A 19571-nucleotide genomic window follows, 5' to 3' on the forward strand; every position below is an offset into this window, starting at 1 on the left:
ATGCAGCTTTTTGCCAAGCATCGGCTGCCGGATGCGTTATTTTCGATATTCACCTCGAAATATAGAGAGCTCTATGCCAGCAGCTTATTCGTACTGCTGACCTGTTATCGTCAGGAAATTGCCATCAAAAAAAGCGAGCTTGCATCCATGCTTTGCGATGCGCTGGAGGAGCAGCTGCTTCAGACGCACGACGAGGAAGAGGGACTTAGCGGCAATACGTTATCGGAACGCGCTTACGCGATTATCCGCAAGCTTCATGCCACCGGGTGGCTGGAGACGGAGCAGAGCATGGATACGTTTGAAGAGTACTTAACGGTACCGGAGTTTGCGATCAAGATCATCAAGACGCTTCAGGAAGTGGCGAATGAACGGCCGAAGGAATATAATTCCTTCGTTCACAGCACCTATATTGCGCTGAAGAGTGCAGATACGGAACGTGATGAATATACATATGAGGCGCTGCTTACCGCTTATCGCAATACGGAAGAGCTGATCGACAGCCTCCGAACGCTGCTCGGCAATATTCGAAAATACTATCAGGAGCTGCAACAGCAGACCGAGGTACGCGATTTGCTGGTACAGCATTTTGACCAATATACAAGTCTTGTCATGGAGAAGGTGTACCACCGGATCAAAACGACGGACTGTGTTCCGCGCTTTCGGGTAAGCATACTGCATATTTTAAAAAAATGGCTGGGAGACTACCGGCTCCTCGAAACGATTGCCGGTCAGATGCTTCAGCGCGGCCACGAAGCCTCCGCTGTGGAGGCCCAGCGCAAGGTGAGCTCGATGCTCGATGATATGATTAATGCCTACGAGAATATCACCTCTATTCTGAGGGAGATCGATCGAAAGAACAGCACATACATTAAAGCCTCCGTTGAGCGCTTCCAATATTTGTTGAACGAGAACGAAGGGATGAAGGGGCGGCTCGTCGATATTCTTCACAAGGCGGGCAGCTATGAAGACCCGGACAAGGCCTGGAGCCTGATGGCCGAATCGCTTCCGCTGCATTCCGTGAACCACATTACCACCGATTCACTTTATACGGAACCAAGGCGCAGGGAGCGTCATCAGCCGACGCCGCTGAATCTGGAAACCGAGGCGAGAGAGGAAGAGATCGAGCAGGAATATGAGGGATTGAAGGAACGGATTCGTCACGGTCTGACGCGCAATAAAGTGATTGCCTATATCGAGCAGGCAATGCAGCGGCAGGACAGGCTACCCGGCAGCATGCTGCCTTTGGAGACGGATGAGCAGTTCCTGCAATTGGTCATGTCCGTATTGATGAGTGATGACGCGGGGGTTCCGTATCAGGTGGAATGGCAGGACGGGTATGTCGAGGTGAACGGGTACCGGATTCCGGAGATGATTTTTGCAAAGAGAAAAGGGGGGAAGGCCAGTGGAATGGTTTGAACGCTATCAGGCGATGAGTGATAAAGAAAAGGACCAGTTCTCCCGAATCGCAGCCACGATGCTGCAACAAACCTTCCTGCTCAGGGAGAAGATGGATTTGCGGGAGAGGACGGTGGAGATCAACCGGGATTTCCGCTTTGTCGAATACTATCAGGATGTATTCCGCGGATATTTGGCGATGTCCGGCTGGCAGTTCGATCTGGATGTGACGTACGGCGTATGCTCCGTTTCCCACGGGACAGGAATGAATCGGGCCGCCCTGGGCAAATGGGCTACTTACTTGTTATATGTGCTTCGGCTGATTTACGAAGAGGAGCGGGAGAAGCTATCCTTGCGGAAGGATGTAGTCACAACGCTCGGAGCCGTACACGATAAGCTGTTTATGTTTCAGCTGGCGGAGCGGAAGCTACCGGACGTAATCTGGAATGAAGCCTTAAGCACACTCAAGCAGTATCAGCTGATCGATAAACTGGACGGCAGCCGTATCGAGCCGGAATCGCGCCTGGTTATTTATCCGTCCATTCTGTTCCTGGTAGGGCCGGAGCATATCGGACGGCTGGAGAAAAGGCTTCAGGAGGAGCAGGGCAGCTCGGAGGAGGTTAGCGCGTGAAGTGGCTGAATCGGCTTTATTTGGTCAAATGGCATTACATAGAACAGCAAGTGATTGAATTTGAACGAATCAATTTTCTTACAGGGAAGAATGCGACAGGCAAATCGACCATCATCGACGCGATTCAGCTTGTTATGCTGGGCGATACAAGAGGCCATTACTTTAATAAAGCCGCGAATGAGCAGTCCCGGCGCTCCCTTAAGGGCTACTTGTACGGAGAAACCGGCTACAATGAAGCGGAAGGCGTCGTGTATTTACGCAAGGATGAGGATTTCAGCACCTATGTCATGGCTGAATTTTACCATGAGGCAAAACAGGAGTATTTCACCATAGGGGTTGTGTTCGACTGCGGGCGGGACGGCCGGTGGGATCATAAGTTTTTCATTCTGGAGGCCCCGATTCCGGAGCATCGGTTTATCTTCGACGCCATACCGCTAGGGATTTCCGAGCTGCGCAAATATATGACCAAGCATTACGACCGCAGCAGGTTCCAATTCTTCGACTCGGACAAAGCGTATCGTGAAGGCTTCAAAGGCGTGATGGGACGCATCAAGGGCGATTATTTCGACCTGTTCCGCAAGGCCGTTCCTTTCACGCCGATTATGAATATCAAACAGTTCATCACGGAGTTCGTTTGTGAAACGCAGAACAAGGTCGATATCGAGCATATGCGGGAAAATATCCGGCAATATAAGCTGCTGGAGCATCAAGCCGAAACGATCAAAAGCCGCATCCAGTCCCTGGAGGCGATCGAGGAGGCTTATCAAGCCTACGATGAGCTTTCGCATCGATGGCAATTGGAGAGGTACGCCCTGTTGAAGGCCGAGGCGGATGAGACTGATGCGGATCGCAAGCATTTGATGGATGAGCTGGATCGGAAGGAAGCCGATCTGCAAGCAGTGCAGCGGCGAGTACACGAGATCGAAGGGCAGTTGACGGAGGCGTCGGCCGTCTTGGAGACACTCCGCAAGCAGTACTACTCCAGCAAGGAGCGCGGTGAGTTGGAGCAGCTGGAGGTGTCCGTGCGGCAGGCAAAAGATGCGCTAAGCCAATCGGAGCATGCGAAAACGGAGGTGGAGCGCAGACTGCTGCCGCTGACGACCTCCTGGATGAAGCTCGTTGATGAAATCGAGAATCATGAGCCTGAGATTGTAACACAAGAGCTGCGTCAGCTTACGGAATCCATTCAAACGCAGGCGGGAGCCTTCCCGTTTCAGTTCAAACGGACCGATTTCTCCGACTGGAGACTGCAGACGGAGGAGACCGTCGGCCGGATTCGCCAAGCCTTGGAGGGCATCCGGGTGGAAATGAACCGTCTGCAGAAGGAGCAGCAGGCTTGCCGCAGTCGTTGGACGAAGCTTCGTGAGGGACACAAGGAGTACCCGAATCGGGAGCTGGGACCGCTTCGCGATACCATCATCCGGGAGCTTTCGGCCCGGAGCGGAAAGCCGGTCTCCGTTGACGTCTTGTGCGAGCTGCTGGAGGTACGGGATCCGCAGTGGCGTCAAGCGGTTGAAGGGTATTTGAACAACCAGCGTTTTTATTTGATCGTCCCTCCGGAGCATTATACGGAAGCGGTTCAGATCTACGATCGCATCAAGTTCGAGCGGAAGTTCTACGATATCGGACTCGTCGATGTAGGCAAAATTATGGAGCGAAAGCCGAGCGTACAGGCAGGAAGCCTGGCAGAGGAAGTGACTACGGACAACCCGTATGCCAGAGCGTATATCGATTACATCTTAGGCCGCGTGATCAAGTGCCAGCGGGTGGAGGAGCTCCGTCGTCATTCTACTGCAATCACACCTTCCTGTATGCTGTATTCGGGCTTCGTCTCTCGTCAAATTCATCCGCGGGTTTACGAAACGCCTTATCTTGGACGCAAGGCGCTTGACTTTCAAGCAAAGCAGCTCGAGCGCGAGATTTATCAGCTTCAGGAGCAGCTGGAGATGGAATGGCAGCCGAAGCTGGAGCTGTATCATGCGTGGTCCAAGGCTCCTCTGCTGAGCGAATGGGAGCTGGACCAGCTGTTAGCTCCGGAGGGAACGGCAGCGCTGGCTAACCTTCAGCCTGTCCGTTACCAAGCATGGACCGAGCTTCGGGAGCGTATGGATCAATTCGACCTGAGCGGAATGCAGCGGCTGGAGCAGCAGGTCAAGCATGCGGAGGCCGCCGAGAGAGCATTGCTCGCTGAGAACAGCGGCTATATCAAGCGGCTTGGGGAACTGGAAACGGATATTCGAAGCCTGAAGCAGTATCAGCTGCCTGATCTGGAAGCGGAGCTGCAGCAGAAGGAAAGCAGCATTCGGGATGCCTTCCCTGAGGATTGGATCCGAGAGTATGGATGGCCGTACTATGCGCAGGAACACAGCGGACAACCAAAGCTGAAAGCACTGCGGGACCGCTTGGCCAGCCTGGCCGTAGCGACGGAATACGAGAAGGGAATTCATCACCGGAAGCTGGTGGAGCTTCGATTCGAGTACTTAAAATCGCACAAAGCCACACTTGACCATCTGGAGGAAGGCAACGACAGCTGGTTTGCCGAGCTTCGCCGGATGAGAGATACCTCGTTGCCCGACTATGAGGATCAGATCGTGGAAGCGCGTGAGCGGGCATCGGTACAATTCCAGGAGGATTTCGTCAGCAAGCTGAAGGAGAATATTGAAGCCGCCTACGAGCATATCAGCGACTTGAATCATGCGATTGCTTCTTTTCATTTCGGGAGGAAATCGTACAAGTTCGATATTAAGCCGCATGCGACGTACCGTGACTTTTACCGGATGATCACGGACGATATGCTCATGGAGGGCCGCAGTATTTTCTCCGATGTGTTCATGCAGAAGCACGGCGATGCTGTCGAGCAGCTTTTTCATAAAATCGTATACACCGGTGAGGATACGGGAAGTCCTGAGCAGATCCGGGAGCTTGAAGAGAATTTAGTCAAATATACCGATTACCGAACCTATCTTGACTTCGATTTAATGGAAATCGATGAGAAGGGCGCGGAGTCCAGTCTTTCGAAGGTCATCGCGACCAAATCCGGTGGGGAAACTCAAACCCCGTTCTATATTGCAGTTCTAGCCTCCTTCCTCCAAACCTATCGTGTCAAGCATCCTTCCTTGAACCAAACGGTGCGGCTCATTGTTTTCGACGAGGCCTTTAGTAAAATGGACCATCAGCGGATTAGGGAATGTATCAAGCTGGTGCGGAATATGGGACTGCAGATCATTATCTCGGCTCCGACGGAGAAGCTCGCCGACATTGCTCCGCTGGTGGACAGAAATCTGTGTGTGACAAGGATTCGAAATCGTACCCATGTCAAGGCGTTCGATCCCCGCGAGCTGTTGGAAGAAGACGCAGGGTAGCAGCAAAAAAAGAGGCTGAATCCGCGGAAGCCGTTATGGCTATGCGGATCAGCCTCTCCCTCTATTAGCGGCGCTTGGTGATCAAGTAAGGAGTAATCGTTCTTGTGGAGTTGGTCGGATTGCTGATGTAGAGCACCCACAGGCTAGGTGTCTCCGGGTAGCTGTCAGTAGCAAAGGCGTTGGTCAGTTGAGTAATCGTCCAGCCGCCGCTGATGACCCTTCTATCCGAAGGAGCCGGTAATTCAATGCGTATAATCTGGTTAGCAGCGATGGTAACACTACTTAACACATGACGCCGAAAGCCATCACCCAGATTTTGAGTGGCGCGAACCCGGTTTGCTCCCAGCCTTATGGTTCTTGCTGCACGTTTTCCTACTTTAGTAACTTTTTTCTTCATTGAAACTACCTCCTTATTTTGTGGTACATGATAATAGATGCAAGTTAAGGAGAAACCGTTTGGACGAACTCCTTGGGGAAATCGCCAGTTTTTAGTAAAACCTAATTCGACAAAGAGGTATTGAACGCCAATGAACATACAACACATCCTTGTTACAGGCAGGCTTTACTCGGAATTCCAACGGTTGCAGCGGGAATTCCCGAACAAACAATTCCGGTGTATCCCCGAGAACGAGGTGACCGATGAGGATTATGCTTGGGCCGAGGCCTATGTGGCCTTCAGACCGACGGCCGGATTCCACATGAGAAACATTCGGTGGGTTCATTCGATGGGCGCGGGCGTGGATGCTTACTTGAATCATGCTGAGTGGAGGCCCGGCATTCCGTTGACGAGGACGATCGGTTCGATGGGCCGCATGATCGGCGAATACTGCTTAAGCCATATCCTTTCGGAACTGCAGCATCACAGCCTCTTCATGGATCAGCAGGCGGGGCGGCAGTGGGTGCCTAAGGTTCCTCGTCACTTAAAGGATCAGCACGTACTCATCTTCGGCACGGGTACCATCGGTCAAGGGATCGCACAGACACTTGCGCCACTTGGCGTGAAGGTGACAGGAGTTTCAAGGAGCGGCGGCTTGAAGCCATATTTTACAAGGGTAACCCCGTTAGCTGAGCTCGATGATTTGCTGCCTCACGTGAACTGGATCATCAACGCAATGCCGCTGACCCTGGAAACGGAGCGCTTCTTCAATGCGTCCTTCTTCCGCCGATGGGAGAGCAATTACGCAGATCAACGTTATTTCATCAATGTGGGGCGCGGCCGCTCCGTGGTGGAAGAAGAGTTGCTGCTGGCCATAAAGCAAGGCTGGCTGCATAAAGCGATTCTCGATGTGTGCGAACAAGAGCCGCTTCCTGGCGAATCAGCGCTTTGGCCCCATCCGGGAGTGATCGTAACACCACACATTTCAGCTATAACCGACCCGCAGGAGGCTGTCGTGGAATTCATCCGGACATTGCAGGCTGTGGAGCAAGGACGGGTCGCGGAGCTGCCGAACCTTGTCCAAATAGATCGGGGATACTAAGCGAAGAGTTTGAACTCCCCCCCTAAAAAAGGAATTACAGGCAGTGATGTTTAATATAGTAAGAGTTGAAGCCAATTCTCACTAGAGCACGCCAAGGGACGGGGGAATCATAATGCAGCAGTTTGAGGTGGATCATCATTCTCTATTCGAGCAAATCTATCGCCTTGCTCCTACGGGAATTGCCCTGGTGTCCATGGAAGGCATCATCCTTCGGGCGAATCCTGCTATATGCCGCCTTCTCGAGTATCGGGAGGAAGAGCTTCAGGGGCTTTCTTATACAGACATCACCTACTCCGAGGATCTGGAGCTTAGTATGCAGCAGATTTCGCGAATTGCAAGTGACGATCTGCACCATTATGAGCTGGAGAAGCGTTACGTGACGAAGCACGGCAAGCTTGTTTGGACCTCCCTGCATGTCTCCTTGCTGCGTCATTCGGTGACCCGGGAGCCGCTCTATATCCTTGCCCATGTGATTAATGTAACTGAAAAAAAGGCGGCGCAGGAGAAGCTGAAGGAGGTACAGGGAACCTTCCGGCTGATTTCGGATTATGCGAAGGATATTTTATATTACAGTACGCCCGGCGGAATATGCCAATATGTATCTCCCTCCGTCGAAAGAGTATTGGGTTACAAACCGGAGGAATGGATCGGAAAACCGTTAGGACCGGAAATGTATCATCCGGAGGATCTTGCCGCTTTGAAGGCAATGGAGCTTTCGGATCATGATACGCTGCAATACCGGGCCAGGCATAAGAACGGTCATTTTATCTGGTTCGAAACGGCATACCAATTCATACGGGATTCTCAGGGAAATCTGGAGAAAATTATCGCCATCGCCCGTGACATCACCGAACGAAAGCGGAATGAGGAGCATTTGGCGGAAGCACAGCGGATTACTTCGCTTGGAAGCTGGGAGTACGATTATGAGACGGATCGTACTACGTTCTCCGACGAAATGTATCGGATTTATAATATGAATAAGGATAAGTACCGGATGCTGGACCGGCAGGATATTCTGCATCTCATCGAACCTTCCGATAAAGAACGGCTGCAGAAGTCGTTCGAGGAGCTGCGCAGCGGCGGGGAGCTAAGTGAAGAATTCAGGACTGTTCAGCCCGATGGAGTCATCAAGTATTTGCACATACGAGGCCACGTTACCTTAGGACCGGATGGCAAGCCTAAACGATTGAACGGGACGGTTCAGGATATTACAGAGCACAAGCAGATCGAGCTGAAGCTTCAAGAAAGCGTCGAGCGGTACACCTCGCTTAAGAAATATAATTTGGACGGTATCATTTCCCTGGACTTACAAGGAAATATCATCCACACGAATACCGCGGCGCAGAAGCTAACCGGGCTGACCGACGAGCAAATGTCCGGCCGTCCTTACAGCAGCTTCTTCGACTGCGATCTGGACAGTTTGCTGAAGGGTGGCATGCTCCCTGAGGGAACGAAGGGGCTGCTCAGTACCGTCGGGCATGTGAACGGAAGCTTCTCCGAGGTTCTGTTGACTGCTGTTCCTATTATTATTCAGAAGAAAGTGACCGGCTATTATATTATTGCGAAGGATGTAACCGAGCAGCGCAAGCTGCTTATTGCGAAGGAAGCCGCAGAGCGTACGAACCGGGCTAAAAGCGAGTTTTTGTCCATGATGAGCCATGAGATTCGCACTCCTATGAACGGAGTGATCGGTATGGCCGATGTGCTGATGGAAACGACGGATCTGGACGACACGCAGCGAGAGTATGTAGAAATTATACGCAAGAGTGGCAGTACACTGCTGAGGATTATTAATGATATATTGGATTTCTCACGTATCGAATCAGGCAAGATCACGCTCCGGGAGGAGCATCTGAATGTACAAGAGCTGATAGAGGAAACACTGGACCTCCTGTCGGTCGCTGCCCAGGAGAAGGGGCTGCGCATGTCCTTCGAGGTGGACACAGCTGTCCCGCGCGTTGTAAAGGGCGATGCGGCCAGGCTGAAGCAGGTGTTGATGAACCTGGTCGGCAATGCCATCAAATTTACCCCTTCCGGAACAGTTGAGGTAACGGTACGGAAGAAGGATGAGGGTCCGCCGGATATGCATGGCTCCGTTCAATTGGAGTTTGCAGTGAAGGACAGCGGCATCGGTGTGCCCTTGGAGCATCGGAAACACATCTTTGATCCGTTTGTTCAGATCGAGCATTATATGACTCGGCGAACGGAGGGTACCGGATTGGGTCTCGCCATTTGCAAGAAGCTGCTGGACCACATGGGCGGCAGAATCTGGATGGAGGATAACGATGAGAACGGCTCCATCTTTGCTTTCCGTGTCGTGCTTCAGACCGTATCAGAGCAATGTTCGGAGGACTCCGGCTGCCCGGGTGAATTTGCTTCCGCATCTGCCAGATTGAATATTCTCGTAGCTGAAGATAATGAGGTCAGCCAGCAGGTGCTTAAAGTCATGCTGGAACGACTCGGCCACAAGATTACGATGGTTCATACCGGAGAGGAGGCCGTCTCGGCGATCCTTCGAAATCGATATGATCTCGTATTTATGGATTTGCAAATGCCGGTGATGGATGGCCTGACAGCGGTCCGGCTGCTGAAGCAGAGACTCGGCGCGGAGCGCTCCCCTGTCATTATAGCCGTAACGGCGAACGCCTTATCGGAGGATCGGGAAAGGTGTCTGGAGGCAGGGATGGACGATTACCTTAGTAAGCCTGTCCAGCTGCATATGGTGTCGGAGCTTATCAATAGGTACGAGGGAAGACGCTGATAGTACGCGCTAAGGCATATATTGACATGAAAAAGAACATTGTGATATATAAAAAAAGAGAATAGCACTCGTACCATTCGAGTGCTAAAGAGAGTATAAGGAAGGGAGCACTTTACGTGGCAAAGAAAGAATTTAGAGCGGAATCCAAGCGATTGCTCGAGATGATGATCAATTCCATCTATACACAGAAAGAGATTTTCTTAAGAGAGCTCATTTCCAATGCCAGTGACGCGATCGATAAAATTTACTACAAAGCGCTTACGGACGATAAGCTTGTTTTTAACAAAGAGGATTATTTTATTAAAATCACCGCAGACAAAGAAAATCGGACGCTGACGATTTCCGATACCGGCATTGGAATGACCAGAGAGGAGCTCGAGAATCATCTTGGGGTGATCGCGAAGAGCGGTTCGCTTGCATTTAAGCAGGAGAACGAAGCAAAGGACGGTCACAACATTATCGGACAATTCGGTGTCGGCTTCTATTCGGCTTTCATGGTGGCGGATGTGGTCACGGTGGTGACGAAGGCGCTTGGCAGCGACGAGGCTCTTCAATGGCAGTCCGAAGGAGCCGACGGCTATACGATTGAACCGGCGGAGAAGTCGTCCGTAGGCACGGACATTACCCTGAAGATCAAGGATAACACGGAGGACGAGCAGTACGATGAATATCTTGAGGAATACCGTCTCAAGGCCATCGTAAAGAAATACTCGGATTTCATTCGTTATCCGATCAAGATGGAAGTAACGAGCCGTCGTCCGAAGGAAGGCACTGAGAATGAGTTCGAGGACGTCCGTGAAGAGCAAACCGTCAACAGCATGGTTCCAATCTGGCGGAAGAATAAGAATGAGCTGACGACGGAAGATTACGAGAGCTTTTATTACGACAAGCGATACGGCTTTGACAAGCCGCTCAAGCATGTGCATATCAGCGCGGACGGAGCGGTCGTATACAATGCCATTCTTTTTATCCCGGAGAGCACGCCTTTCGACTACTACACCAAGGAATATGAGAAGGGCTTGGAGCTGTACTCCAACGGCGTTCTGATCATGAACAAGTGCGGGGATCTGCTGCCCGATTATTTCAGCTTCGTGAAAGGGATGGTCGATTCGGAGGATCTGTCTCTGAATATCTCCCGGGAGCTGCTGCAGCATGACCGCCAGCTGAAATTGATTGCCAAGAACATCAAGAGCAAAATCAAAAGCGCTCTCGTCAGCATGCTGAAAGATGAGAGGGAGAAGTACGATAAGTTCTACGAGGCTTTCGGACGACAGCTGAAGTTCGGCGTCTATAACGATTACGGCATGAACAAGGAGGATCTGCAGGATCTTCTGATGTTCTACTCCTCAAAAGAGAAAAAGCTGGTTACTCTCGAAGAGTATATTTCCAGAATGCCGGAGGATCAGAAATATATTTACTATGCTGCCGGGGAAAGCATTGCCCGGATCGAGAAGCTGCCGCAGACCGAGCTGGTCGCGGATAAAGGCTACGAGATGTTGTATTTCACGGAAGAAATCGACGAATTTGCCATCAAGATGCTCATGAAGTACAAGGACAAGGAATTCAAATCCGTATCGAGCGGCGATCTCGGGATTGAAGCATCGGATAAAGAGGAACAAGAGGCTGCCGATGAGAGCAAGGAGCTTTTCGAGCACATGCAGACACTCCTGAAGGACAAGGTTAAGACAGTGAAAGCTTCCAAGAGGCTGAAATCTCATCCGGTTTGTTTATCGGCTGAAGGCGAAGTTTCCATCGAGATGGAGAAAATCCTGAAGGCGATGCCGAGCGGCCAGGATGTGAAGGCGGACAAGGTGCTCGAAATCAACATCAACCACGATGTTTACCGTTCCTTGAAGGATGCCTATGCGAATGACAAGGATAAGCTGAATCTGTATACTCAGCTGCTGTATAACCAAGCATTGCTGATCGAAGGGCTGCCGATTCAGGATCCGGTCGAGTTCACGAACGACATCTGCAAAATTATGGTTTAATATAGCATATATTAGTATAAACCCGACACCTGCGTAAGCTGGGTCGGGTTCTTTGTATTTGCGGCCGGTCTTCGCGGCGAAGTCATAAACCACTTTTGCCTTGTTATAGTGTATAATATGGGTCATCCATCTTTGCTTTTATTACATACGGAGGTATAGTATGAGATTCAGATCGAAGCTGTATGTCGGGTTTGGAACGATCTTGCTCGTTATTCTCATCATGGCCGTTGTCGGATTCATCCGGATGAATCAATTGCAAGCCAACATGAACCTGATTGTCCACGATAAGTATGCCGGGGTCAAACATGCGACCATCTTTCGCAAGGAAATCAACTCCATCTCAAGGGAAATCGGTCATGCCCTTCTGGATTCCAATGACGGGAATGTGGAGAAGTATGCCAAGTCCGTCATTGCCAGCAATATCATCGTTTCCTCCGAATGGAGTCTGCTGCAAAGTCATTCCGTGCGTTTGGAGAATTCGGAGCTGATGGCCAAGCTTAACAGCGAGTACACCCAGTATGGCCGAACCCTAGAGGAGCTCGGCAAGCTGCTGCAGAGCGGTCAACGCAGCGCGGCCATTGCGTACTACCATACGCAGACTGAGCCTATAAGGGAAGTGCTATTTGCTACGTTACAGGCTTTCACTGATCTGTACGAAAAAGAAATGGAGCAATCGCTCGCGGAATCCATGAATATGTATTACAGCACAATGCGGCTTGGCGGGGTCCTGATTTCACTTGTACTTCTTATTTCGGTCAGCGTAGCGGTTTGGGTATTTCTTAGCGTGACCCGAAACCTAAAGCGAATTGGTATCCATATGAAGCAGGTAGCCTTGATGGACGGAAGCATGCCTCGAATCCCCATTCAAACCGCCGATGAGATCGGGGTGATTGCCGAAACCTTTAATGATATGGCGGAAGCGCTAGAGCAAAAGGCGGCAAAGGAGAAGGAGTACCAGCTGGCGCTCGAAGAGCGGAATCGGCACCAAGCCGTGCTCGCCGAGTATAATGAGCTGCTTCGGGGGGTTCAGGAGCTTGAACCGTTGTCGCAGCAATTTTTGAATCATGCGGCACCGCTCATGAGTGCTGGGTATGCCGCCTTGTATGTGCGAGCGGCATCGGGTTCCTCAAGCGGAGCAATGAAAAGAGTGGCCTTATACGGAGGAACGTTCTCAGCAGCGGCGTCTAAGGAGGCCGAAGGGCTGGTAGCCCAATGTGCGGCGCAGAACCGAACCCTGCAGCTGACGGAGATTCCGACGGATTATATCCGGATTCAATCCGGATTGGGCAGCGCTTCGCCTGCCTATATCACACTGATCCCCATCCCTTATGAAGGCCAATCGATTGCTGTCCTCGAATTTGCAACATTCCAAGTGCCTTCAACCGCTGTCCTTGCTGTTATCGACGAAGCGCGCTGGAGCTTAGGGATGGCTCTTCATGGGGCGACTGCCTATCTGAAGGTGCAGGAGCTCTTAAAGGAATCGCAAGCTTTTGCGGAAGAGCTGCAAACGCAGTCCGAGGAACTGCAATCCCAGCAGGAGGAGCTGAGGACGCTTAATGAGGAGCTGGAGGAGCTGTATCAGAACTCAGAGCAGCGCAATGCGGAGCTTGAATGCATTAAATCGGAGCTAGAGGAAAAGAACCGCCAGATTGTGGTGAGCACACGTTATAAGACGGAATTCCTGGCTAACATTTCTCATGAGCTGCGCACGCCGCTTAACAGCTTATTGCTGCTGTCACAGCTGCTGTATCAGAACAAAGAGGAAAATTTAAATCCTAAGCAGGTCGAATACATCAAGACAATTCATAACTCCGGCATGGTGCTGCTGCAGCTGATTAATGATATTTTGGATTTATCCAAAATTGAATCTGGTAAGATGGAGATCATGAGGGAAAAGGCGTCGGTTCGTGAAATCGGCAATGTGCTGCAGCAGCAGTTTCAGCCGCTTGCCCTGCAGAAGCAGCTGGACTTTCATATTGACTATGAGGAAGGCGCCGATCAGGCCGAGCTATACACGGACATCTATAAGCTGCAGCAAATATTACGGAATTTGCTTTCGAATGCCTTGAAATTTACGGAAGCCGGATCGGTCAGCTTGGTGTTCAGGACGACGCTCAGCATCCAGGGTGAGCCCACCTTAGAGGTAGCCGTACGGGATACAGGAATAGGCATCGCGCAGGACAAACAAGTGATCATCTTTGAAATGTTCCAACAAGCGGATGGAACGACGAGCCGCAAATATGGCGGAACGGGTCTCGGACTTTCGATCAGCAAAGAACTGGCGGCGCTGCTTGGAGGGGAAATTAGGGTAACCAGCGAAGAAGGAATGGGAAGTACCTTTACATTGGTTATTCCGTTGGGAGTGGTTGCGCAATTGCCGGCGGCTTCTCCGGCCTTTCCCGAGGTTGCTTCTGCTGCCGCTCCCGCCTTTGTATTGAACCCGAAAGAATTGGATGCCGCAAGGCAGCCGGAAGAGGGTATGACATCAGCTCCCGCAACTCCGCTTAATGGAGCAAAAATATTACTGGTGGATGACGATATGCGCAATATCTTCTCCATGGTCGGTGTACTGGAAAGCTGCGGCATGGAGGTTATATTCGCAGAGAACGGGATGGAATGCCTGGACTTGCTGGAACAAAACACAGGAATAGATCTCATCCTCATGGATATCATGATGCCTAAGATGGATGGCTACGAAACGATCCGGAGGATAAGAGAAGGGAAAACCTCCTTCCGGGATATTCCGATCATTGCTCTCACGGCCAAGGCCATGAAGAACGACCGGAGCAAATGCATCGAGGCCGGAGCGAACGATTATATCAGCAAACCGGTCCAGCTGGAGCAGCTATTTTCTTTGCTGCGTGTATGGCTTCACAAAGAGGAATTGTAAAAATACAACTACCCGTTTCTTTACAGAGACGGTTTTTTTCATTTATTTTGAAAAATGGCGCACCTATGGACTGGTTTCCTCTTCTCAAAACTCATTCTTTCCGTTAGAATAGAGTTAATACCAAATTGTAATAATGTCCGTTAAATTCGATAAATCCTACCTGCTTAATATCCTTTGATTAGGTTGGTTTCAGCTGCTGATGCGGATACTATTTTCCGAAATGGTTTTAAAGGAGGCTGTTGACCTTGAATATACCAACATGGAAGCTGCTTGCTCAGATCTTTTGGACCTTCTTTAAGATTGGTCCTGTCACCTTTGGCGGCGGATACGCGATGATTCCGTTAATCGAACGGGAGGTGGTAGAGCGCCGCAACTGGGTGAAGAGTAAGGATATTGCGGATTTGTTTGCCATCTCGGGCTCTATTCCCGGGGCGATTGCCTTTAATTCGGCGTCCTTCATAGGGTTTCGTATCGCAGGTATTCCCGGTGCCATTGCAGCCACAGTAGGAGTTCTGCTTCCTACCTTTGCTATTATCATTGCTTTATGTATTTTACTGCTGAAAGTACAGGATCATCCCAAAATTGAGGCGGCTATGCGTGGGATTCGGGCGACGACGGTAGCGCTGATCGTTTATGCCGGGATCAAGATTGGAAAAACGGCGGTGCTGGATAAGGCGACACTCGTTACGATGCTGATGACGGTACTTGTGCTGGTTTTCTCGAACGTAAACCCGGTTCTTGTCATTATTGGGGGAGCGCTCGTCGGGATTGGACTGGTCAGCTTCAAGTCCAAGCTGGGCATGAAGGTTGCTCTTGATGATGAGCAAAGTAGCGGGATGCGTTATAAATACGCGGATTATTATCTTGGAGACGGGATTTAAGAAGGGGATGAGACGATGATTTACTGGGAGCTGTTCATCACCTTTTTTATCGTGGGCCTTGTATCCTTTGGCGGCGGGTATGCCATGTTTTCCATTATTGAGCGGGAGGTTACCTCGCACGGCTGGATGACTACGCAAGAGTTCACCAACGCGTTTTCGGTGGCGGGCATGTCGCCCGGTCCTATCGGTACGAACAGCGCTATCTTCGTGGGGTACAAAACTGCAGCGCTGCCGGGGGCCGCTTTTGCCGCGGCGGGCATGGTGCTTCCGTCGCTGATCCTTGTTATTCTTGTCGGGTTGTTTTTTACTAAATTTCATAAGAACAAATGGGTACAATCCGCATTCTACGGACTTCGCCCTATTGTTACCGGACTCATTATGTATGGTGCCATCCGATTTGCAGTCAGCAACCAGCTCATCGGGACTTGGGGATCTGAAATGATAGGGGCGCTAGCTTTCTTTGCGTGTTCTTTAATTGCCTTGCTCTATTTTCGTATCCACCCGTTATACGTTATTATGATTTCAGGGCTCACAGGCATTGCTATTTATAGTTAGCTTATAGAGGAGGATGGAGCTTGGATAATAAACCAGCATGCTGTTCCGCCGGACGTCCTGCCGGCTCGGAGGTAATTGTCGCACAGAACTTCGATAATTTTAAAAAGGATTCGAAATCGAGTGATCCGACTGTGGGAATGATTCGACTTGAAGGCGGTACCTTCCTTATGGGTACGGATAATCAAGAGGGCTTTCCGGAGGATGGGGAGGGGCCGGTCAGAAGCGTTACGCTGAAGCCTTTCTATATCGATCCTTGCACGGTGACCAATGCGGAATTTCAAGCTTTTATTGATGCAACCGGTTATAAGACAGAGGCCGAGCAGTTTGGCTGGTCCTTCGTGTTTCATCTCTTGGTTCCGCCCGAAACAGCCAAGAAAGTGTCACAAGTCGTTCAGAAAACTCCTTGGTGGTGGAATGTGGAAGGTGCCAGCTGGAAGCATCCGGAAGGTCCTGAATCGAGTATTGAAGCTAGGCCGGATCATCCTGTCGTGCACGTATCATGGAATGATGCTATGGCCTACTGCCAATGGAGCGGAAAGCGGCTACCGACAGAGGCTGAATGGGAATATGCAGCCCGGGGCGGACTTGTTCAGAAGAAATACCCTTGGGGTGACATTCTGAAGCCGGAAGGCAAGCATATGTGCAATATTTGGCAGGGAAAATTTCCTGACAAAAATAACGCAAGTGACGGTTATCAGGGTACGGCTCCAGTCCGGGCCTTCGAGCCGAACGGCTTTGGTCTTTATCAAGTCTCAGGAAACGTATGGGAATGGTGCTCCGATTGGTTCAGCCGCGACTATCATCTGAAGGCTTCGACAACGGATCCTCAAGGTCCTTCGGCCGGACAAGCACGGGTTATGCGAGGCGGCTCTTATTTGTGTCATAAGTCTTATTGCAACCGCTACCGTGTTGCCGCAAGAACTGCGAATACACCCGATAGCTCTACAGGAAATATCGGATTCCGATGTGCGGCTGATGTTCGTTCATAAAAAAATGCTTCCCTTTCATTCTTAAGTTGTGTTACATTTTGAATAAAACGTAACACGGCTGCGACTGGGGGAAGCTGGGATGGAAGCAAGCATAATATCAATTCTGGGATTGGGCTTTATTCTTGGCGTTAAGCATGCCGTTGAGCCCGATCATGTCATTGCCGTTTCAACCATAGCGAGCCAAACGAAGAAGCTGTCACGATCCTCTCTTGCCGGGGTGTTCTGGGGTATCGGTCATACGGCTACGCTGTTTTTAATTGGACTGATTGTGTTGCTCTTAAAGGAAGAAATCTCTGAGCGGTTAGCGATGTCCTTAGAATTTTTGGTTGGCGTGATGCTGGTCTACTTAGGTTTTACGGGAATGCTAACGTATCGAAAACTTAGCAGACATACGCATAGTATCGATCGTTCGCATTGGAAATCGGTAGCGGTCGGTTTTATTCACGGGCTTGCCGGAAGTGCTGCGATGGTTTTACTTACGATGTCCACCGTTCATAGTATATGGCAAGGACTTGTTTATATTATCGTTTTCGGGGCGGGAACGGTTATCGGGATGCTTCTTTTTACAACCGTTATCGGACTGCCGTTTGTGTTAACTGCGGGGCATTCCCGGTTCAATCGTGTGCTTACTCAGGCGACGGGGCTCATTAGTATGACTTTTGGCGTTTACTATATGTATAACCTTGGTGTGACGGAAGGTTTGTTCGCACTTTGGCTTCAGCGGTAATTTTCGCTGAAGCCATTATTTGTTTGCTGCGGCGGTCGGTAAGGATAACAGACTTCTAGGACGTTATTCTCAATGAAACAACCGCGAAAGCTGGTATAACGGTTTTTCATACCGCTATTTTGGCGAAAACTAAGCAAAACCGCTTCGCAATCGCGTTTTAGCAGAAAATAACGGTTTGAAAGTCCGTTATCTGCCTCTGACCGATTCAAAAACCACAAATAACGTTCTCAAAGTCCGTTATTGTTCGAGCACCTCTGGTAAATTCTGAAGCTTGCATCGAAGAATGCTAGTGTCTACGATAACCTTCCTGCCACAGGTATGCGAGCAGTCAAGAACGATGTCAAGCAAAGCAGCAAGGAAATCCATCTGCTGAATCAGAAGGATTTTTTGTGTTATACTGGGGCTGGAAAAGAGGTGTAAGCATTGCACATTCAACCAATCGATAAGGAGCAAGCATGGACGCTGCGTCATCGGGTGATGTGGCCGGAGAAGGAGCTTGATTTTGTTAAACTGGACGACGATGATCAAGGCCTACATTATGGGCTGTTCGTGGAGAACAATCTCGTATCCGTTGTTTCCGTGTTCATTTCCGGAGATGAGGCGCAATTTCGTAAATTTGCCACGCAGGTGGAGGAACAAGGTAAAGGATACGGCTCCATCTTGCTGAATAGGGTGTTCGACTATGCTCGGGAGAGAGGGGTGAAGCGGATTTGGTGCAACGCCCGCGCCAACAAAGCAGCGTTTTATGCTAAATTTGGTCTCATTCCTACCGGTGATTCCTTCACAAAGGAAGGGCTTCCGTATCTCATTATGGAATTATACCTGAATACATCAGATGAGGATAAGCAGATATGAAAATCACCTCGGTCGGATGTCTGATTACAAATGGGGAGCAATATCTCGCCTGTCATTCTACGGGAAATGCCTTTTATGATCTTCCTAAAGGTACGCAAGAGGAGAATGAAACTCCTATTGAGGCGTGTCTAAGGGAGCTGCGGGAAGAAACCGGTTTGGTCGCGCCGCCTCATCACCTGAAGGATCTAGGTATATTTTCATACATTAAATATAAGAAAGATCTGCACGTATTTCTCTGGAGGACGGTGGAGCTGCCGAACCTGAAGGAGCTTTATTGCAGCTCTTATTTTCGCCATCCTAAAAGCAACAAAGAGCTTCCCGAGGTGGACGGATACCGCTTCGTTTCATTCGAAGTTACGGACCAATATATGTCTAAGAGCATGGCGAAAGTGATACATGAGATCAGAAAGAACCACTTGTAATCGGGTGAAGGAGTTCGTACAATGCCTTCACGTTCGGGGCTGCTGTGAGAAGCGTCACAGCCGATTCAAATCATTCATGTTACCTTTAAGCTGAATCAAATGAACGAAGTCGTGTCAAAATAAACCAAGCAGTCGAAGTGCGAAAGGAGTTATGAATATGGCGGAGAAAGCATTTATTATGATTAAACCGGACGGTGTGGAACGAGGATTAATCGGTGAGATCGTGACACGCTTTGAGAAAAAAGGGTTGCGGCCCGTTAGAGCGGAGCTCATGAATATATCCAAGGAGACGGCCGAGACCCATTACGGCCATCTAAGGGCCAAGCCTTTCTTCGGTGAGCTGGTGGATTATATTACTTCCGGACCAGTGTTCGCCATGATCGTAGAAGGGAAGGGCGCAGTTCAAAATTCTCGTGCTTTGATTGGCGCGACGAATCCGGCGGAAGCCGCACCCGGTACCATTCGAGGGGATTATGGACTGGACGTGGCATTCAATATTATTCATGGCTCCGATTCGCAGGATAATGCCAGCAGAGAAATTCAATTGTTTTTCCAAAATAAATAATAATGAAAAGTCCGTGAAAACGGGCTTTTTTCTTTTTCCGTCTAGATCGGCACAGGCAGAACATACCTT

Annotated in this window: 15 protein-coding genes; 14 read left to right on the top strand and 1 reads right to left on the bottom strand. The window is 50.2% G+C overall.

The window, feature by feature from the left end; genetic code table 11:
- Genes RAC89_RS24690 through RAC89_RS24700 form a run of 3 tightly spaced genes read left to right on the top strand, consistent with a single transcriptional unit; the run spans position 1 to position 5388 of the window.
- The gene (locus tag RAC89_RS24690; RefSeq protein WP_306616399.1) at positions 1 to 1416 is read left to right on the top strand and encodes a Wadjet anti-phage system protein JetA family protein; all 1416 of its coding nucleotides are present in this window, start codon (positions 1 to 3) and stop codon (positions 1414 to 1416) included.
- The gene (locus RAC89_RS24695) at positions 1403 to 2026 is read left to right on the top strand and encodes a DUF4194 domain-containing protein (RefSeq protein ID WP_306616400.1); all 624 of its coding nucleotides are present in this window, start codon (positions 1403 to 1405) and stop codon (positions 2024 to 2026) included. Before RAC89_RS24690 ends, RAC89_RS24695 begins: the two co-directional genes overlap by 14 nt.
- Positions 2023 to 5388 carry an ATP-binding protein gene (locus tag RAC89_RS24700; protein ID WP_306616401.1) on the top strand — a complete coding sequence of 1122 codons (3366 nt, stop codon included), beginning with the start codon at positions 2023 to 2025 and terminating at the stop codon, positions 5386 to 5388. Before RAC89_RS24695 ends, RAC89_RS24700 begins: the two co-directional genes overlap by 4 nt.
- A 64-nt stretch (positions 5389 to 5452) precedes the next feature.
- Here the strand turns inward: RAC89_RS24700 and RAC89_RS24705 are convergent, their stop codons facing one another.
- Positions 5453 to 5785 (bottom strand): hypothetical protein, encoded by a 333-nt coding sequence (locus tag RAC89_RS24705; protein WP_306616402.1) that lies wholly within the window; start codon positions 5783 to 5785, stop codon positions 5453 to 5455.
- Positions 5786 to 5915: 130 nt separating this feature from the next.
- Here RAC89_RS24705 and RAC89_RS24710 point away from each other — a divergent pair, with 130 nt between their 5' ends.
- The 11 genes from RAC89_RS24710 (at position 5916) to ndk (ending at position 19502) form a co-directional block, all read left to right on the top strand.
- A complete protein-coding gene (locus RAC89_RS24710; RefSeq protein WP_306616403.1) occupies positions 5916 to 6866 on the top strand; it encodes a D-2-hydroxyacid dehydrogenase in 951 nt (316 codons plus the stop codon).
- A 112-nt stretch (positions 6867 to 6978) separates the two neighbouring features.
- A complete protein-coding gene (locus tag RAC89_RS24715; protein ID WP_306616404.1) occupies positions 6979 to 9627 on the top strand; it encodes a PAS domain S-box protein in 2649 nt (882 codons plus the stop codon).
- 116 nt (positions 9628 to 9743) lie between these two features.
- On the top strand, positions 9744 to 11618 hold the full coding sequence (gene htpG / locus RAC89_RS24720) for a molecular chaperone HtpG (protein ID WP_306616405.1): 1875 nt from the start codon (positions 9744 to 9746) through the stop codon (positions 11616 to 11618).
- Positions 11619 to 11778: 160 nt separating this feature from the next.
- Positions 11779 to 14508 carry a response regulator gene (locus tag RAC89_RS24725; RefSeq protein WP_306616406.1) on the top strand — a complete coding sequence of 910 codons (2730 nt, stop codon included), beginning with the start codon at positions 11779 to 11781 and terminating at the stop codon, positions 14506 to 14508.
- 245 nt (positions 14509 to 14753) lie between these two features.
- On the top strand, positions 14754 to 15389 hold the full coding sequence (locus tag RAC89_RS24730; protein WP_306616407.1) for a chromate transporter: 636 nt from the start codon (positions 14754 to 14756) through the stop codon (positions 15387 to 15389).
- Positions 15390 to 15404: 15 nt separating this feature from the next.
- On the top strand, positions 15405 to 15944 hold the full coding sequence (locus tag RAC89_RS24735; protein ID WP_306616408.1) for a chromate transporter: 540 nt from the start codon (positions 15405 to 15407) through the stop codon (positions 15942 to 15944).
- 20 nt (positions 15945 to 15964) lie between these two features.
- Positions 15965 to 16933 carry a formylglycine-generating enzyme family protein gene (locus RAC89_RS24740; RefSeq protein WP_373430058.1) on the top strand — a complete coding sequence of 323 codons (969 nt, stop codon included), beginning with the start codon at positions 15965 to 15967 and terminating at the stop codon, positions 16931 to 16933.
- A gap of 79 nt (positions 16934 to 17012) precedes the next feature.
- A complete protein-coding gene (locus RAC89_RS24745; RefSeq protein ID WP_306616409.1) occupies positions 17013 to 17660 on the top strand; it encodes a HoxN/HupN/NixA family nickel/cobalt transporter in 648 nt (215 codons plus the stop codon).
- 423 nt (positions 17661 to 18083) lie between these two features.
- A complete protein-coding gene (locus RAC89_RS24750; protein WP_306616410.1) occupies positions 18084 to 18515 on the top strand; it encodes a GNAT family N-acetyltransferase in 432 nt (143 codons plus the stop codon).
- Entirely contained in the window at positions 18512 to 18937 is a 426-nt protein-coding gene (locus RAC89_RS24755; RefSeq protein WP_306616411.1) for an NUDIX hydrolase, read from the top strand. Before RAC89_RS24750 ends, RAC89_RS24755 begins: the two co-directional genes overlap by 4 nt.
- 157 nt (positions 18938 to 19094) lie before the next feature.
- Positions 19095 to 19502 (top strand): nucleoside-diphosphate kinase, encoded by a 408-nt coding sequence (gene ndk / locus RAC89_RS24760; RefSeq protein WP_306616412.1) that lies wholly within the window; start codon positions 19095 to 19097, stop codon positions 19500 to 19502.
- The last annotated feature ends 69 nt before the right edge of the window (positions 19503 to 19571 follow it).

This window comes from Paenibacillus sp. GD4 (assembly GCF_030846225.1).
GTDB lineage: Bacteria > Bacillota > Bacilli > Paenibacillales > NBRC-103111 > Paenibacillus_G > Paenibacillus_G silviterrae.

Excerpts from the sequence above, each read along its gene's own strand:
- RAC89_RS24690 (WP_306616399.1), top strand. The coding sequence starts at position 1 with ATGCAGCTTTTTGCCAAGCATCGGCTGCCGGATGCGTTATTTTCGATA.
- RAC89_RS24705 (WP_306616402.1), bottom strand. The coding sequence starts at position 5,785 with ATGAAGAAAAAAGTTACTAAAGTAGGAAAACGTGCAGCAAGAACCATA.
- RAC89_RS24710 (WP_306616403.1), top strand. The coding sequence starts at position 5,916 with ATGAACATACAACACATCCTTGTTACAGGCAGGCTTTACTCGGAATTC.
- RAC89_RS24715 (WP_306616404.1), top strand. The coding sequence starts at position 6,979 with ATGCAGCAGTTTGAGGTGGATCATCATTCTCTATTCGAGCAAATCTAT.
- RAC89_RS24725 (WP_306616406.1), top strand. The coding sequence starts at position 11,779 with ATGAGATTCAGATCGAAGCTGTATGTCGGGTTTGGAACGATCTTGCTC.
- RAC89_RS24735 (WP_306616408.1), top strand. The coding sequence starts at position 15,405 with ATGATTTACTGGGAGCTGTTCATCACCTTTTTTATCGTGGGCCTTGTA.
- RAC89_RS24745 (WP_306616409.1), top strand. The coding sequence starts at position 17,013 with ATGGAAGCAAGCATAATATCAATTCTGGGATTGGGCTTTATTCTTGGC.
- RAC89_RS24755 (WP_306616411.1), top strand. The coding sequence starts at position 18,512 with ATGAAAATCACCTCGGTCGGATGTCTGATTACAAATGGGGAGCAATAT.
- ndk (WP_306616412.1), top strand. The coding sequence starts at position 19,095 with ATGGCGGAGAAAGCATTTATTATGATTAAACCGGACGGTGTGGAACGA.